13 protein-coding genes are annotated in these 15967 nt (G+C 46.1%); 11 read left to right on the forward strand and 2 right to left on the reverse strand.

Features of this window, described 5'->3' with window-relative positions; genetic code table 11:
• The first annotated feature begins 171 nt into the window (after positions 1 to 171).
• From F0265_RS03425 to F0265_RS03460, 8 genes are all read left to right on the forward strand, one after another.
• Positions 172 to 540: an iron-sulfur cluster assembly accessory protein gene (locus F0265_RS03425; RefSeq protein WP_171747762.1), complete on the forward strand. Its 369-nt coding sequence runs from the start codon at positions 172 to 174 to the stop codon at positions 538 to 540.
• A gap of 2 nt (positions 541 to 542) precedes the next feature.
• On the forward strand, positions 543 to 2006 hold the full coding sequence (gene sufB / locus F0265_RS03430) for a Fe-S cluster assembly protein SufB (protein ID WP_171747763.1): 1464 nt from the start codon (positions 543 to 545) through the stop codon (positions 2004 to 2006).
• Between the two features lie 5 nt (positions 2007 to 2011).
• Positions 2012 to 2758: a Fe-S cluster assembly ATPase SufC gene (sufC, locus tag F0265_RS03435; protein WP_040121852.1), complete on the forward strand. Its 747-nt coding sequence runs from the start codon at positions 2012 to 2014 to the stop codon at positions 2756 to 2758.
• The gene (gene sufD / locus F0265_RS03440; protein ID WP_171747764.1) at positions 2733 to 4004 is read left to right on the forward strand and encodes a Fe-S cluster assembly protein SufD; all 1272 of its coding nucleotides are present in this window, start codon (positions 2733 to 2735) and stop codon (positions 4002 to 4004) included. The genes sufC and sufD overlap by 26 nt, the downstream gene beginning before the upstream one ends.
• Entirely contained in the window at positions 3997 to 5226 is a 1230-nt protein-coding gene (locus tag F0265_RS03445; RefSeq protein ID WP_171747765.1) for a cysteine desulfurase, read from the forward strand. The genes sufD and F0265_RS03445 overlap by 8 nt, the downstream gene beginning before the upstream one ends.
• A gap of 3 nt (positions 5227 to 5229) precedes the next feature.
• Positions 5230 to 5640: a SufE family protein gene (locus tag F0265_RS03450; RefSeq protein ID WP_171747766.1), complete on the forward strand. Its 411-nt coding sequence runs from the start codon at positions 5230 to 5232 to the stop codon at positions 5638 to 5640.
• Between the two features lie 362 nt (positions 5641 to 6002).
• Positions 6003 to 6974 carry an ABC transporter substrate-binding protein gene (locus F0265_RS03455; protein WP_171747807.1) on the forward strand — a complete coding sequence of 324 codons (972 nt, stop codon included), beginning with the start codon at positions 6003 to 6005 and terminating at the stop codon, positions 6972 to 6974.
• Between the two features lie 3 nt (positions 6975 to 6977).
• The gene (locus F0265_RS03460; RefSeq protein WP_171747767.1) at positions 6978 to 8339 is read left to right on the forward strand and encodes a diguanylate cyclase; all 1362 of its coding nucleotides are present in this window, start codon (positions 6978 to 6980) and stop codon (positions 8337 to 8339) included.
• Between the two features lie 111 nt (positions 8340 to 8450).
• Here F0265_RS03460 and F0265_RS03465 read toward each other — a convergent pair whose 3' ends face one another.
• Positions 8451 to 8924, reverse strand: a complete 474-nt coding sequence (locus tag F0265_RS03465) for an HAD family hydrolase (protein ID WP_171747768.1) — start codon at positions 8922 to 8924, stop codon at positions 8451 to 8453.
• Positions 8925 to 9273: 349 nt separating this feature from the next.
• Here F0265_RS03465 and F0265_RS03470 point away from each other — a divergent pair, with 349 nt between their 5' ends.
• The 3 genes from F0265_RS03470 to F0265_RS03480 all read left to right on the forward strand — a co-directional run bounded on the left by F0265_RS03470 (position 9274) and on the right by F0265_RS03480 (position 14833).
• Positions 9274 to 10419 (forward strand): efflux RND transporter periplasmic adaptor subunit, encoded by a 1146-nt coding sequence (locus F0265_RS03470; protein WP_171747769.1) that lies wholly within the window; start codon positions 9274 to 9276, stop codon positions 10417 to 10419.
• A gap of 9 nt (positions 10420 to 10428) precedes the next feature.
• Positions 10429 to 13554, forward strand: coding sequence for an efflux RND transporter permease subunit (locus F0265_RS03475; protein WP_171747770.1), 3126 nt, complete (start codon positions 10429 to 10431; stop codon positions 13552 to 13554).
• Positions 13555 to 13672: 118 nt separating this feature from the next.
• Positions 13673 to 14833, forward strand: coding sequence for a MerR family transcriptional regulator (locus F0265_RS03480; protein ID WP_171747771.1), 1161 nt, complete (start codon positions 13673 to 13675; stop codon positions 14831 to 14833).
• A gap of 48 nt (positions 14834 to 14881) precedes the next feature.
• Here F0265_RS03480 and F0265_RS03485 read toward each other — a convergent pair.
• A partial coding sequence (locus tag F0265_RS03485; RefSeq protein WP_171747772.1) for an efflux RND transporter permease subunit occupies positions 14882 to 15967 on the reverse strand: 1086 nt, incomplete at its 5' end.

Raw genomic sequence — 15967 nt, forward strand, 5'->3', positions numbered from 1 at the left:
TGAGTTTAAATGATAATTATTATCGTTAATATTCTATATATAGTATTTGAGGTTTTTTGGATGTCAATATGTTGGATGTTGCACTTTTTAATTCCATATTAAATTTATGGTTGATAAGTAAATGATAATTCATATCATTCTCAGTTGTTGTTTAAAACAAGGAATTCAAACATGGGTGTCGAGAGTTCAGAGTCCACCGAGATTTCCATTCACGACATGGAATGGAAAGGGGTAAAACTGACGGAATCCGCCGCTAGCAGAATTTCGCAATTATCACAAAATGGACAATTTTTTTATTTATCAGTAAAGCCGTCGGGATGCACAGGTTTTGCCTATGATGTGACCTTGATCGACCAACCTGAAGAGAGTGATCTCAGGTTCGAATCACACGATGCAGTGGTTTATGTGTCACTAAAAGCGATGCCGATGGTCGATGGAACAGAAATCGATCTTGTTCGTCAGGGACTGAATCACAGTTTTATTTACAACAACCCAAATGTGAAAAACATGTGCGGTTGTGGTGAGAGTTTCGGAGTGTAGTTATGTGTGCTGTAGAAACACAACCCGAAGTCGAAGAGATGCTGCAAAGCAGTGGTTACAAAGAAGGCTTTTACACGGAATTGTCTTCTGACACGTTATCCCGAGGGATAAACGAACAAGTTGTCCGGGCTATTTCTGCTAAACGTAACGAGCCTAGTTGGATGCTTGAGTTTCGCCTTGATGCTTTCAGAAAATGGCGGAATATGGCGGAGCCGCATTGGCTAAAAGCCAACTACCCACAGCTTGATTATCAAAATTACAGTTATTATTCCGCCCCGAGTTGTGGCCAATGTGATTCTGACCAAGCCGAAGATGGGTCAAATGAATTTTTAACTGAAGAAGTTGAAGCTGCTTTTGAACAACTGGGCGTGCCAGTTAGAGAAGGGGCCGAGGTGGCGGTAGACGCTATTTTTGACTCAGTATCCGTGACCACAACGTATCAAAAAGAGCTTAAAGAACAGGGGATTATTTTCTGTTCGTTCAGTGAGGCGATTCAGGAATATCCTGAGTTAGTTCGCCAGTATCTCGGAACCGTTGTACCCGCAGACGACAACTTCTTTGCCGCACTGAATGCTGCCGTGGCATCCGATGGTACATTCGTCTACATCCCACCGGGTGTTCGTTGCCCGAGAGAACTCTCGACCTACTTCCGTATTAATCAGGCTAAAACAGGGCAGTTCGAACGCACCATTTTAGTCGCGGATGAGGGAGCCTATGTTAGCTATATCGAAGGTTGCTCAGCACCTATGCGAGATAGCTATCAACTACATGCTGCGGTGGTAGAAGTGATCATTCACAAGCACGCAGAGGTGAAGTATTCGACGGTACAGAACTGGTTCTCCGGTGAAGAAGAGTCTCAAGGCGGGATTCTTAATTTCGTTACTAAGCGAGCGGTGTGCGAAGGAGACTTCAGCAAAATGTCTTGGACTCAATCTGAGACAGGATCAGCCATCACCTGGAAGTACCCAAGTGTCATTCTTAAAGGCGACCACTCCGTTGGAGAGTTTTTCTCGGTCGCGTTAACCAATGGTATCCAGCAAGCTGATACAGGTACAAAGATGATTCACATCGGCAAAAACACTCGCTCAACCATCATTTCCAAAGGCATCTCAGCGGGAAAAAGTGAAAACAGTTACCGTGGTCTAGTCAAAATTCTACCGGGTGCCGAAGGCGCAAGGAACTTTACCCAGTGTGATTCGATGCTGATTGGCGCTGAATGTGGTGCGCATACTTTCCCATACGTTGAAGTGAAAAATCCCACAGCACAAGTCGAACATGAAGCCACAACGTCACGCATTGGCGAAGACCAGCTGTTCTACTGCGTTCAAAGAGGCATTAGCGAAGACGATGCTATCTCAATGATTGTGAATGGGTTCTGTAAAGACGTATTTTCTGAATTACCACTAGAGTTCGCGGTTGAAGCGCAAAAGCTATTGTCTATTAGCCTCGAACATAGTGTGGGGTAAATCTAATGTTAGAAATCAAAGATCTTCATGTCAGTGTTGAAGACAAATCGATCCTCAAAGGTATCAACCTATCAATTAAAGCCGGCGAAGTGCATGCCATTATGGGGCCCAACGGTTCTGGGAAAAGTACCCTTTCTTCGACGTTAGCGGGCAAAGAAGATTATGAAGTCGAACAGGGTGAAATCTTGTTCAAAGGCAAAGACCTGATTGAGCTGGACCCGGAAGAGCGTGCTGGTGAAGGAGTGTTTCTTGCGTTTCAGTATCCGGTCGAAATCCCTGGCGTTAGCAACAAACTATTCCTTAAGACGGCGCTTAATGGCATTCGTAGCTATCGAGGTGAGGAGGAGATTGATCGTTTTGACTTTGAAGACTTGCTTGAAGACAAAGCTCAGCTACTGAAAATGCCTTCTGACCTGCTGCAACGCTCAGTCAATGAAGGTTTTTCTGGCGGTGAAAAAAAACGTAACGACATTCTGCAAATGGCAGTGCTATCGCCAGACTTATGCATCCTAGATGAGACGGACTCAGGGCTGGATATTGATGCGCTTAAAGCGGTATCCGCGGGCGTCAATGCACTGCGTGATGACAAGCGCTCATTCATCATGGTGACTCACTACCAGCGAATTCTTGACTACATCAAACCAGATTACGTCCACGTTTTATACAAGGGGAAGATTGTTAAATCGGGTGATCATACGTTGGCAAAACAGTTAGAGGAAAAAGGCTATGGATGGATCACTGGCGATGAGTGATGACCTCGTCTTGTTTAGCTTCGAACCGCTTGTACAGGAGAATCGTTGGCAACAGGAACAGTGGGCAAAGTTAGCAGAATCCGGGCTTCCGACCTCTAAAGATGAAGCTTGGAAGTACACCTCTCTTGATAGATTCAGACAGTTGCCTCTCCATTGTGCTGCTCAACAATCTGTTGAAAATATTTCCTATGAAAGCCTCAGCCTGGGACTGGATGGTTATCGGTTGGTGTTCTTTGATGGACGATTTTCTGCGCGTTGTTCTGATTGGATTCCTAAGGTAACCGTTACCCCCTTACGCTCGCTGACGGGTGTCGAAACTTACGAAATAGCGAAATCTGTTCGTCCAGATGCGTTTACTTACCTAACAGACGCCACCGCTTCAGGGGGGACTTTAATAGAGGTCGAACCGGGAACGGTCATCGATAAGCCTATCTATTTACTTCATATTAGTTCCGGAACACAGGGCGCGGTATGCAGCTATCGACATCATATTGAGATGGGCCCGCTCTCGCAGTGTGAAGTGGTTGAGCACCATATCTCCTTGGCCCAAGGAGGCGGTGTGACCCTGTCTCGCCTGAGCAGTTACGTTGGCGAAGGAGCCCACCTTTACCACACCAAGCTGGTAGAGGAGTCGCTCCAGCAACATCACTTTGGGCACAATGATATGGTGGTACAACGCGATGCTTCTGCACACTCCACTTGTATGCTGCTATCTGGAAACTTACTCAGGCACCAAACCAGCAGCAGGCTCAGCAGCGAAAATGGCTTTGTAGAAATGAACAGTCTCTCACTGCCAGAAAGCAATCAAACGTTTGATTCACGTACGTATTTACGTCACCAATCACCACATTGCCAAAGTGTGCAGACCCATAAAACCATCGCAAGGGATTCATCAAACGGAGTCTTCGATGGCATGATTTATGTGGATCCTTGCGCGCTCAAAACTGACGGTCAGATGGATAGCCATAACCTGATTCTTAGCGAAAGAGCACAAATCAACTGTAAACCTCAGCTGGAAATCTATGCCGATGACGTGAAATGTAGTCATGGCGCGACAACGGGTCAGCTGGATAAACAGCAGATAGACTATATGCGGGCGCGAGGAATCGATAAACGCAAAGCTCAGCAAATGATCACCTTTGCGTTTGCATCCGAAGTCGCATTCAAGATTCGCAATCCGTTAGTCAGAGATTATGTGTGCGGCAAGATTGAAGCCAGTCTGGCCTCAGGAGAAAACAATGGCTGAATTCCATCTCATTAGTCCTTGGCGCAAAGATTTTCCGGCGCTTTCTACTCAAGTGTACGACAAGCCAATAGTGTATCTGGATACCGCCGCCACGGCGCAAACACCACAATCTGTTATTGATAGGATGACGCGTTTTTATCAGGAGGAATACGCCAGTGTTCATCGAGGTGCCCATTATCTGAGCTCAAAAGCAACAGAAGATATGGAACAGGTTCGCGCGCAGGTTGCAGAGTTTATCGGTACGCTTTCCCCAACCAGTATCCTTTTTACCAAAGGCACAACTGAAGCAATAAACCTAGTCACCAATAGTTATCTGAGACCCAAGGTTTCAGCGGGAGATGAAGTCATTGTCACTGAGATGGAGCATCACGCGAACCTTGTCCCTTGGCAGCTGCTTGCGGATCTTTGCGGCATTAAGATTAAAGTTTGGCCGGTGAATTCAAATGGTGAGTTAGATCTTGATGATATAGCGGCATTACTCAGCTCTAGAACCAAACTAGTCGCTGTCACACATGTTTCCAATGTTCTGGGCTCGGTGAATCAAATCGCTGAAATTACTCATCTTGCACATCAAGCAGGTGTTGCGGTATTGGTCGATGGCGCCCAAGCGGTCATGCATCAGAAGGTAGACGTGAGCGCACTGGGCTGTGATTTTTATGTGTTCTCAGCGCACAAGCTCTACGGGCCGACGGGAACAGGTATTCTTTATGCTAAACCAGAACACCTCGAGAACATGGTCCCTTGGGAAGGAGGGGGGGCGATGATCGATCAGGTGACGTTACCGATGGGCACATCATACGGCCAAGCACCTTGGCGTTTTGAGGCCGGTACGCCAAACATTGCTGGGATTCTGGGCTTAGGGGCTGCGATAGATTATGTTGAATCCGTAGGTCTTGAAGTCATTGCCTGTCATGAATCAAGGTTAATGACGTATCTGGTTGAATCGCTCAATGAAGCAAAAGGGGTTGAGATATACGGCAATCCTGCGCGCCGAGCGGGGGCGATATCATTCAATCTTAAAGGGCATCACGCTTTTGATGTCGGCGCTTTTCTCGATCAGTACGGGATTGCAATCCGAACAGGACATCACTGCGCAATGCCACTGGTGAAAACCCTAGGCCAAAGCTCAGTTTGTCGAGCATCATTAGGTCTCTACAGCAATTCCGATGATATTGACCAACTTGTTCAGGGATTAAATCGTATCTCTAAATTGCTGAGGTAATCCATGACACCAGAAAAACTTGTTAAAAATTTTAATCGCTGCGCGGATTGGGAAGAGCGGTATCTTTATTTGATTGAATTAGGGGAGCGACTGCCTCAATATCCCACCTCCAAGCAAACCGATGAGTATTTGGTTGCAGGTTGTCAGAGCAAGGTTTGGCTCTATTTAACATACTTGCCAGAGAGCGATAAATTGAATTTCGCAGCAACCAGTGACGCTGCGATAGTGAAAGGATTGCTCGCATTGCTGAGCGTCGCCTACCACCAAAAGAGCCCCGTAGAGGTCAAACATTTCGATGTAAATGCTTGGTTCGAGCAACTTGAGCTTAAGACGCACCTGACTCCTGGGCGAACTCAAGGGTTAGATGCGATTGTAAAAACCGTATCGGATACCATTTTTAGTCTTTCCCAATAGTCAAAGTAAGAGGACGGCCTGAGCACTTCCCTAGGTTGTCCTTTAATTCCTGATGCTTACACCTATCTTCCCTATGTAGATGTTACAAATGATTGTTGTGGTGAATAATTGGTGTGTGAGGACTTATTTTTAGAAAAGTATGTAGCAATTTATGACGGAAACTCACGCCCTTTTTGAGAAAGTAGAGAGTTTTAACCACTGATTAATGTGAAGTAATTCACATTGGAGCCAATATATTGCGCAATTTTTTATAAAAATTGTGTTTTCTATTCATAAGTTTTCAAATCATAAGCTAATTTAATATGAGCTAGGTTTCTTATTTTTAAGGTGTGTTTTTCATGCCACTTGTTAAGCGAAATATAATGGCTTTAGGTCTTGGCTCCTTACTCATTGGAGTAGCAGCTTTGTTCGCCAGTCAGTATGAGTGGCGCAACAAGACCAATGATACAAAAATAAGAGTCGGTGTCTCTTTGACTCCGCTGGCTTCTCCCTTTTTGATCGCTGAACACCTTGGCCTGTTTGAAGATTATGGCCTCGACGTCACTCTGTACCCTTGTGCGAGCGGTATTGCGTGTACCCAGTTGATGCTAAATAGAGACGTAGAGTACGCAACTGCCTCCGAATCGGTAGTGATGTTCCAGAGTTTTGAACGCAAAGATTTAGCATTACTGGTGAGCTTTGTTGAGTCAGATAATGACCTTAAGTTACTCACGCTGAGCCCTTCTGAAATTGATGATGTGGGCGCGTTGCAAGGTAAGCGAGTTGGCGTAGTCAAGGGCAGCGCAAGCGAATTCTATTTCGATTCTGTACTCATCGCCAATAATCTAAAAAGCCTCAATGTAGAAAAAGTTTACCTCCAGCCTCATGAACTAGTTCCAGCGTTACTTTCTTATCGTGTAGAAGCCATTTCGGCTTGGGAGCCTATGGGGTACAAAGCCGATATCTTATCTGCTTCTGAAGTTAATAACCTAGGGACACCGGGAATATATCAGCAGTCCTTTAATTTGCTATCGACCACTCCCTACCTCGAATTTGCTGGGAAAGAGCCCATGCGCCTGCTAAGAGCTTTGGATAACGCGGTGGAGTGGATCAACGCCAATCCTGACAAAGCGCTGAGCATCATTACCCGACGCCTTAATATCCCGGCCAACCAAGTGAAGTGGTCTTGGGAAGATTATGTATTCCGTTTGTCTTTAGGCAATTCATTGCTTTCGAACCTGCAATTACAAGCAAGGTGGGCGGTAGAAAGCGGACTGGTTGGGAGCGAGCAACCTGATTTCAGAGACTTGTTCTTTACCCAACCGTATCAACAAATCATTGCTTTGCGAGAGTAAGCCATGTTGGATTCACTGTTTAAGAAGCTGTTCGTATTATCAACCACAACCTTGATGTTGACTCTGTTCATCATTATCTCTTTTGCGAAAGTTGCGGGAGAGCAACGTGAAACCAAAGCAGAATTGGATCAGATCATTGACTTGCAGTTGTGTGTCGATTTACTGAGAAGCCAGTTGTGGGTCTTCCTTCAGTTTGGTGATGAATCCAGCCTCAACGAAGTGGAATTGGCTCAGGCGGAGTTAGCGACTAAATTAACCGCTTACAAGCAAAACAACAGTCAGCTAGGCAACATCCAGCGTATGAACCACAGCTTAAATGCGCTTCTGAATAAAGAAAAACAAGTGTACTTTCTATCCATCAATGGGCTCGATGAACAAGGGTCAGCAAACATCAATGCTCGAGGTTTACTCCACTCTCGATACAACATGATTGTTCAGAATATGACCGAAGAATTGGCTTACGTTCACCAGTCTGTACTTAACCGCAATGCAAATAGCTTGCATCAAGTGATGCTTTACGCCGCTGCGTGGCTGATTATCTGTTCGATTTTAGTCAGTGCGACCGCTTGGTTGATTTCTTTCCGTTTCAAATCGGGCGCAGAGGCGATGAAGAATGCGATCATTGATTTGGCTGAGGGGAAATTGGACTCCAAAGTTGAAGCGGTGAAAATGGACACCGAATTCAGAGTGATGGCCCAGTTCTTTAACCAGATGACGATGTCATTATGTGAAACTACAGTAACGAAGCAGGAGCTGGAAGAAGAGGTGATGCGCCAGACACAGCAACTGAAGCACAAACAAGAGCAGCTTATCTTCTTATCTGAGCACGATCCTCTCACCAATTTAGTCAATCGACGCGCTTTTGATAAAGCGCTAGAAAGCGCAATCGTCAAAGCGAATCGTACTCAATGCAAGCTGGCGATTTTCTTTATTGATTTGGATGACTTTAAATCCGTCAACGACACATTTGGCCATGAGGCGGGGGATGCCATTCTTGTTGAGGTGGCCAGTCGTATCACGACAGCAATCCGTGAGTCTGACTTTGTTGGCCGCTTTGGAGGGGATGAGTTTGTTATCTGTCTCGACCTTTTGCATGACTTTGATATCGTTGCAAAAAAGGCCGAGCAGCTATTGGATGTGATCAACGCTCCGATTGAATTTAATGGTCGAACCCTCAAAGTAGGTGCAAGTATTGGCGTCAGCTATTTCCCTGATCAAACTAAGAACAAAGAAGTCCTGTTAAGTATTGCCGACGAAGCCATGTACAGGGCAAAACAGATGGCGGGATCCGCGTGCTTTGATGGAAAGACCACAGTTTGTAAAAAAGGCTCTAAGTCAGTTCGGCTAACGTCGATCAATGATTGAAGTGCAGACAGCGTAGATTCAAATCGCCTTCCACTTTACCAGCCTTCAACATCGTAGAGAAAAATGAAACAAGGTAATGTTTAAGCGGCTTAACTTGGAGTTAAGCCGCTTTTATTTTTCACTGAGTAACTCTTCTAGGCTTTGAATGCTACGAACGCCTTCTGGGACAGGGAGGTTTGTCGGGTTGTACCAAATGGTCTGCAATCCCGCTTGGTCTGCGGGGTAGATGTCTTTCTCTAAAACGTCACCGACCATCACCAGTTCAGAGGGGTGATGGCAAAGTGATTTGGCGATTTCGAGATAAAATTCCGCACTATTCTTTTCTAGGCCCAAGTTAGCCTTGCAGAAATAGCCGTTAATATAAGGATCCAAACCGACTCTTTGAAAGGCTTGCTGGATTTCACGCTCGGTTGAGTCTTGAGCGCTGGTCGCTACGTAGACAGGGAAATGGCGGTTGAGCGACTTAAGTGTCAGTTCCGCTTTATCCACGGCTTCTACATTCGGCCATAAATACATTTTCCCTTGTTGGTCTGGGAAGTCGACCATGAGCGTATTTCCCCAATCAAAAAGATAAACCTTGTTCATTGCTCTCTCCATTTAGCATCACTGGTTTCATTATTTTCAATTGGTTGTCATAAATCCAGAGGTAAATTTCGCCAATGTATAAACATATTCACCATATTTATCAATTTCGATATTGAGGTGTTTTTATTTAACTTGTTGTATTTTATAAAGTTTAATGTTGGCACTCTCTTTGCTCACGCTTATAGAGCAAGTAAATCGTCGTTGGTGAAATGAGATAACCAATTAAAACACTAATTGTATGGATATTTCATATATTTATGATGTCGAAACTATAGCTTACTCGTATAAAACAAGGCCTGTCTCGTAAGAGCAGAAGAATAATAGGCTGTCATTCTAATAAGGACTTTTTATGAAAACTAAGCCGTTACGTTGGTTGCTTCCCGTTGTCATTCTCGGAGGTGCCTACGGTGGCTATGCTGTAATTGCCTCAAGCGCAGCAGAAAGCACAGAAACTAAACCAGAGAAAAAACCGTTAACTGTGACTGTAGCATCAGTGAAATCGAGCGATCACAAAGTACTGATCACCAGTCACGGTGAACTGTTGCCCGTAGAGGTGACGCAAGTTTCTGCTCAGGTATCTGGTGAGGTGACAAGCTGGCATCCCAATTTTGTTGCAGGTGGCGTCGTTAAACGTGGAGAGACGCTGTTTTCAATCGAAAGTGATAACTATCAGGCAGCGGTATTGCAGGCAGAAGCGAATTTAGCCAGCGCTCAGGCATCACTAATTGAAGAAAAAGCAAAAGCGGAGGTGGCGAAGCGTCAGGCGAAAAACCTGCCAGCGAAGCAGGTGACGGATCTTTATTTACGCAAGCCTCAGGTGCTGAGTGCCATGGCGCAGGTGAAATCAGCGCAGGCGGGTTTGAAAAGGGCAAAGCGCGACCTTGAAAACTGCAAAATCGTTGCACCCTACGATGCGCTGGTGGTATCGCGCGATATTGGTGTCGGGCAATACATTTCAGCTGGCGCGCACGTAGCGACGCTTAACAATATTGAAGCGGGCGAAGTTCATATCCCGATTGCTGGTTTTGACAGCGCTTTCCTACCGGAAAACTACGCTGGAATCTCAGCCAAAGTGGTGCAACGAGGTATTGTTGACGCGAAGCGAGAAGGGGTAATCGAACGTGATCTTGGTGTGGTTGATAGTGCTACCCGAATGATTAATATGGTGGTGCGTATTGATGACCCATACGCCATTGATTCAGACGTTTCGCCACTCAAGTTTGGCTCCTATGTGGAAGTGCAGTTTATCGGTAAAGAGCTCAAACACATTTACCGCTTACCTCAGGAGTTGGTCAATAACCGACAGGTTTGGGTAGTCAACGAAGACAACAAATTGGAACCTCGTATCGTCAACGTGTTACGCGCAGAGCAAGAGTTTATGCTGATCAGTGAAGGCTTGTCTGATGATGACCAGATTGTTCTGACGGTACCTGAATATCCGCAAAAAGGTATGCGGGTAGAAGTGGCTGTCACTGAAAGTGAATCAGAGCAGTAAGGGTGCAACATGGACGATTCTAAACAAAAGGGCTTGATTGCCTACTTTGCTCACAATCCAGTCGCCGCTAACCTGCTGATGGTGTTTGTCCTGATTGTTGGTACGGTGAGTTTCTTCTTCATTCAACGGCAAATGTTCCCCAATATTGAGGTTAACTACATCAATGTTAGCGCGCAGTATCCTGGCGCTTCGCCTCAAGAAATCGAAGAGAGTATTCTCATTAAGTTGGAAGAATCTCTAAAAGATGTAACGGGGATAAAAAAGGCGGTCACCACTGCTTCTCGTGGTAGTGGCGCCATTGAGATTGAAGTCGATGTCGATCAAGACGTCGAAGACGTGCTGGATAAAGTCAAACAAAAGGTCGACTCAGTCTCCAATTTCCCAGCGGGAATGGAGCCGATACAAGTTTATCAGTTTGAGTTTAGGCAGGATGTCATTGAAATGGCGCTGGTCGGTAACCGTTCACTACTGGAACTCAAACCGATAGCTAAGCAGATCGAAGATGAGCTGCTGCAGTTGCAAAATGTTGCTCTGGTAGAGCTGAGTGCGCCAGAGTATGAGATTGCGATTGAAGTTGAGCCACAGGTGCTGCGTAAATATAGCCTCACTCTCAATGACGTGAGTCAGGCGATTCAACGCTATTCCGCTAACTACTCGGCTGGCGAGGTCAGAACCAACGCAGGGATGATTTCAGTCCGCATTGAGAATCAGTATTACAGCGGTGAAGAATTTCGTGATATTCCGGTCAAGATCGGCGCCAATGGCGGTCGGGTCTTGCTGCAAGATATTGCGACCATCAAAGATGGTTTTACCGAAGATGATCGCTACTTTAAGTATTCTGGCGAGAATGCTATTTACCTGTCTGTAAAAGCGACTAAAGACCAAAATATGGTCACGGTAGCGGAGTCGGTGAAGGCTTATATAGAGCAAAAGAATACAAGTTTACCCGCGGACCTGAAGATCAAAACGCTGGTCGACATGACCTATTACCTCAATGCACGCCTCGATATGATGCTTAAAAACTTGCTGCAAGGTGCTGTTCTGGTTGCATTGATGCTCAGCCTTTTCTTGCGCGTCAAATTGGCGATGTGGGTAATGATAGGTTTACCTGTCTGCTTCCTTGGGGCGGTGATGTTAATGCCCGCGATTGGCGTCAGCATCAACATTGTCTCTTTGTTCGCTTTCATTATGGTGTTGGGGATAGTCGTTGATGATGCCATTGTCATCGGTGAGAGTGCTTATTCTGAGATAGAGAAAAGCGGCGGTGGGGTTGATAACGTGGTACGCGGCGTTAAGCGCGTGGCAACTCCTGCAACCTTTGGTGTGCTCACCACGATTGCCGTATTTGCGCCGTTTCTGATGTCGAAGGGAATTGAACGCGCCTTCTTCTTTGGTATCGCAGCGATAGTGATCCTGTGTCTCATCTTTAGCTTGATTGAGTCCAAGCTGATCTTACCGTCACATTTGGCACATTCGAACTTTAAACCGATTAAAAAGGGAAGCTGGCGTGATAGGTTCAACCAACGTTTCTTTAGCTTTATTCATGGTCCGTACAAGCGCTTTGTTACTGTGTGTACGTACTGGCGCTGGAGTGTATTTGCTGGATTTACAGCGCTGCTGGTGATCAGTATTGCTCTGGTTATGGCGAACTACGTGAGAATTATACCGTCACCGAAAGTACCGCATGATTTTCCGAGTATTAAGCTGGTGATGAACGACAATGTGTCGAGCGAACAGACCATTGAAGCGCTCAAACAGATCGAAAGTACTGTGCTGCGTATTGATAGGGAAACGGAACAGCAAACCGGTCAGAAGATGATTCGGGACATTCTGACATTCAGCCAGGGTCGCAAAGAAGGTCGATTGGTGATCCCGTTGGTTGACGAAGAACTGCGTCCTTTCAATACCTTTGAGTTGGCACGTCGTTGGCGCGAAGAGATGCCGACTATACCGGGGCTGAAGATGCTCAATGTCTCTGACAACGTCAATGATGACGAGAAAGGGGATGAGTTTGGTTTCCTTCTCTACGGTTCAGACATTGATACTTTGAATGAAGCTGGACGTGCGCTGATTGTGAAACTGAAGCAAGAAGAAGGCTTGTTTGATATTTCGTCTTCTATTGATGCGGGTAGTCAGGAAGTCTTACTGTCGCTGGCACCTGTCGCTTACGACCTCGGGCTTAATTTGTCTGATATTGCCGTGCAGGTCGGCGGTAGTTTTTACGGTGGTGAAGCACAACGTGTGCTGAGGGATGGCGAAGAGATCAAAGTCATGGTTCGTTACCCTAAATTGACGCGAGAAGCCTTCGCCTCTCTACGCTATGCGGTGATCACGACTCCTGAAGGCAAAAAGGTGATGCTGGGAGACGTGGTGGAAATCAACCAGAAGCCGGGAGTGAGTAGCATTCGCCGAGAAGGTGGCTTCCGCAGTGTGTATGTCTACGGCTCTATTGATGAAGAGCTGGTGGAGCCCAGTGAAATTGTAGGTCGGGTTCATGAGCAGATCATACCGGATATTTTGTCTGGTTACCCTGGGGTGAAAAGCCAGTTGGGCGGAACCATTGAAGAGCAACAAGCTCAGCAAGATGAGCAAAAAATCTTCTTTGTCGCTGGAATGATCATCGTCTACATCTTATTAGCCGTACCGCTAAAGAGTTACACTCAGCCGCTGATCATCATGTCAGTCATCCCGTTTAGTCTCACTGGCGCAATCTGGGGACACTACTGGTTTGGTTTAGATCTCAGCATGATGTCGACCTTTGGTTTGATAGCAGCCGCTGGGGTAGTGGTGAATGACTCCTTGGTCATGACCGATTACGTCAATCATGTGCGTGCTCGTGGGGTGGCGATTAAAGAGGCTGTGATTGAAGCAGGTTGTGCAAGATTCCGTGCCATCACGCTGACTTCAATCACCACTTTCGTTGGCGTCTTGCCAATTATGTTCGAAACGAGTTTACAGGCAAGGTTTGTGATTCCAATGGCGGTTGCTTTAGGTTTCGCTGTGCTATTTGCAACCTTGTTAACTTTAGTGCTTGTACCATGCTTGTACCTGATGTTGGATGACATTAAGGGCATTTTCCGATGGATGAAACAAAAACTGACCCGCCGTTCGACGACGGAGGTTGTTGAACAGTAATTCAAACACAAGGGGGCAATTAAGCCCCTTTTTTTATATCCACTTAAAGTCACTTTTCTCTATTGACCTGTCTAAAGCTTCATAGTTTATAGTATTGATATCAACATGAGGATGAAGCATGTATCGAATTTCTCAACTCGCAGAACAAGTCGGTCTAAGCCGTTCCACGCTTTTGTATTACGAAAAACTGGGTTTGATTCAAGGGACCAGACAAGCCAATGGATACCGGATGTACACAGACAAAGATGTGCAAAGGGTGCGTCTGTTGCAGCAGCTACAGGCGGGTGGTTTGACATTGGAAGAGTGCTTTGAATGTCTGGAGTCGAAAATCGACAGAAACAAGTTACAGCAAAGGCTTAACGCGCTGGATGAGGAGATCCAACGTAAGCAGAAAGCCAAGGAACTGCTGTCAGCCATGTTGGGGATGAATTCAATGCGCGATTGGCATCAGGAGATGGAGGAGCACGCCCCATCGGCTCACATGGAGTGGTTGATAAAACAGGGTTTCAGCGAAAAACAGGCATTGAGATTGAAATGGTTATCAAAAGATATGAATGAACACGAACAATATATGGCAGATTTCGAGCAAATTTTTGCGGGATTGAAAAGACTTGGACCAGGCTCTGAACAGGATACATTGCGTGCATTGAGTGCGTTATCTCAAAATAAAGGGGCTTTACTGGAAGTCGGCTGCGGTAAAGGCATCGCTACTGAGGTGTTAGCGTCGCATTCTGAATTCAGTATTACCGCATTGGACAACGACGAAGCAAGTCTCAGAAGCTTACAAGAAGGAATACCCGCCGAAAAAGAGGTGAATGTGATCTGTGCCAGCATGACGGACATGCCATTTGAAGCCGCTCAGTTTGACGTGATTTGGTCTGAGGGAAGTGCTTACATCATGGGAGTGGAGAATGCACTCAGAAGTTGGAAAGCTTTCCTAAAACCAAGTGGTTACCTTGTCATGAGCGATCTCGTGTGGTTAACAGATGACCCTGACTCCGATGTCTCGAATTTCTATCAAAAAGAGTATCCGGATATGGTGACCGTCGATGAGCGTGTCGCGCAAATGCGTCAGGCAGGTTATGAAGTAGTAGAGACGTTTACTCTGAGCCAACAGTCATGGAATAACTTTGTCGATCCTCTCGTGTCTAGGGTTAGTGAACTGGAAAGCTCTCTACAAGCTTCTCAAGCGCTAACTGATATGAAGTCAGAACTGCACATGCACCAGAACTACTTACATCAATACGGCTACCAGATGTTTGTTCTAAGAAAAGTGTAAGTGAAAAGGGCTGTGAACTTCACAGCCCTTGCTTGTTAATAGAGGTTGTTAAATCTCCTCATGCTGACGCACTACGCCGAAATCGGCGAGGATGGCGTACGCGGCAGGGATCATAAACAGCACCAGTAGAGTTGAAGCGAAGATACCAAACACAATGGAAATCACTAATGGTTGGATAACTTGCGCTTGCAAGCTGGTTTCAGTTAATAGGGGCAGTAAGCCCGCGGCTGTGGTCATAGAGGTGAGGAAGACGGCCCTGAAACGTTCCCGGCTTGCTTTGACAACAGAGTCATGAACATTGTCGCCTTCGTCCACATGATGTCGGATGTACTGAACCAGTAGAATGGAGTCATTGACGACAATCCCTGCAAGGGAAACAAAGCCCATTAAACTAGGCATGCTGAGTGAGTGACCGAGCAGGATGTGCCCCCAGACGACACCAACAAACGCCAATGGAATGGCTAACATCACCACAAATGGTTCGAGATAGCTACGAAATTGATAGCTAAGGATAGCAAACACACCAAACAGCCCAAGTAAGAAACCTTTACCCATTGAAGCACCCGTTTCCGCGGTGTCTTTTGCTTCGCCTTCAAAATCGAAGCGTAGCCCCGGGTATTTCTGCATCAACTTAGGCGCTTCGTCTTTCTGGAACTGGGCGATGATGGCTGTGGAATTGGCTTTGGTGTTATCAATATCACCGAACACGCTGATCGTACGCAGCCCATCAATGCGTTGGATTCGTACGTAGTTACGTTGGAAATCCAGAGTAGCGATAGTGGCCAGAGGGATTTGGCTGCCATCAGATAAAATGATAGGGAAGTTGGCCAATTGTTGCAGATCCCCAGCTTGGACTTTGTCCAAACGCACTTCGATCGAAATGTTCTCCACACCTACCTGAATTTCGTCTGCCGTTTGGCCGAAAAAGGCAGCGCGTAACTGATTGGCGATGAGTTGGCCGTTAACGCCATAGGTTTCGGCACCAGGGCGAAGTTTAACTAACACTTCCTCTTTGCCCATTCTCATATCATCCAACACGCCGTGCACGCCATCAAATTCATTGAGATATTGCTGAATTTCGATAGAAGCGGCTTTAAGCGCGTCGAGATCATCATGCTTAGCACGGATCTCAAT

The sequence above is a fragment of the Vibrio sp. RE88 genome (assembly GCF_013113835.1).
In the GTDB taxonomy this organism is placed as follows: Bacteria; Pseudomonadota; Gammaproteobacteria; order Enterobacterales; family Vibrionaceae; genus Vibrio.

What these genes read in the sequence shown, in the direction of transcription:
- F0265_RS03455 (WP_171747807.1), top strand. Translation starts at nt 6,003, where the DNA reads ATGGCTTTAGGTCTTGGCTCCTTACTCATTGGAGTAGCAGCTTTGTTC.
- F0265_RS03480 (WP_171747771.1), top strand. Translation starts at nt 13,673, where the DNA reads ATGTATCGAATTTCTCAACTCGCAGAACAAGTCGGTCTAAGCCGTTCC.
- sufB (WP_171747763.1), top strand. Translation starts at nt 543, where the DNA reads ATGTGTGCTGTAGAAACACAACCCGAAGTCGAAGAGATGCTGCAAAGC.
- F0265_RS03445 (WP_171747765.1), top strand. Translation starts at nt 3,997, where the DNA reads ATGGCTGAATTCCATCTCATTAGTCCTTGGCGCAAAGATTTTCCGGCG.
- F0265_RS03450 (WP_171747766.1), top strand. Translation starts at nt 5,230, where the DNA reads ATGACACCAGAAAAACTTGTTAAAAATTTTAATCGCTGCGCGGATTGG.
- F0265_RS03475 (WP_171747770.1), top strand. Translation starts at nt 10,429, where the DNA reads ATGGACGATTCTAAACAAAAGGGCTTGATTGCCTACTTTGCTCACAAT.
- F0265_RS03470 (WP_171747769.1), top strand. Translation starts at nt 9,274, where the DNA reads ATGAAAACTAAGCCGTTACGTTGGTTGCTTCCCGTTGTCATTCTCGGA.
- sufD (WP_171747764.1), top strand. Translation starts at nt 2,733, where the DNA reads ATGGATGGATCACTGGCGATGAGTGATGACCTCGTCTTGTTTAGCTTC.
- F0265_RS03460 (WP_171747767.1), top strand. Translation starts at nt 6,978, where the DNA reads ATGTTGGATTCACTGTTTAAGAAGCTGTTCGTATTATCAACCACAACC.
- sufC (WP_040121852.1), top strand. Translation starts at nt 2,012, where the DNA reads ATGTTAGAAATCAAAGATCTTCATGTCAGTGTTGAAGACAAATCGATC.
- F0265_RS03425 (WP_171747762.1), top strand. Translation starts at nt 172, where the DNA reads ATGGGTGTCGAGAGTTCAGAGTCCACCGAGATTTCCATTCACGACATG.
- F0265_RS03465 (WP_171747768.1), bottom strand. Translation starts at nt 8,924, where the DNA reads ATGAACAAGGTTTATCTTTTTGATTGGGGAAATACGCTCATGGTCGAC.